Origin of the sequence: Achromobacter sp. SIMBA_011, assembly GCF_046535435.1 — a bacterium.
Classification (GTDB): Bacteria; Pseudomonadota; Gammaproteobacteria; order Burkholderiales; family Burkholderiaceae_B; genus Achromobacter; species Achromobacter dolens.
The window spans coordinates 1-273 of record NZ_JAWRWN010000436.1 but is presented as its reverse complement, the minus strand read 5'-3'; the positions used below and the strand labels follow the sequence as shown (position 1 = coordinate 273).

The following is a 273-nucleotide window of genomic DNA, read 5'->3' as shown; positions in this document are numbered from 1 at the left end:
CGTTGGCGGGCAGACGGATGGCGTAGAAGAACCTGGCTTCTTCCAGCCGCATATAGATCGCGGGGATCGCGTAGGCAGCGTCGGCCCGGAAGACGCGTCCACCAAGGTCGCGGCCAGCATATCGGGCAATGACGGGATCAAGGACATCCCGCCAGCCATCGGCGCTGTGGACATTGCCGTTACGCAGGGCGCAGCGCTCCAGCATGCCAAACTGGTTGAACAAGAAGATGGGGTGATAGCAGGTGCAGTCGAAATGCCCGTTCCAGGCAGTAC

The 273-nt window shown here is 61.5% G+C and carries 1 protein-coding gene; it reads right to left on the bottom strand.

The genetic code is table 11. The features are described from left to right. Positions 1–273, bottom strand: a 273-nt coding sequence (locus tag SB816_RS31615) for a transposase (RefSeq protein WP_410548197.1), incomplete at both ends; no start/stop codon positions are given.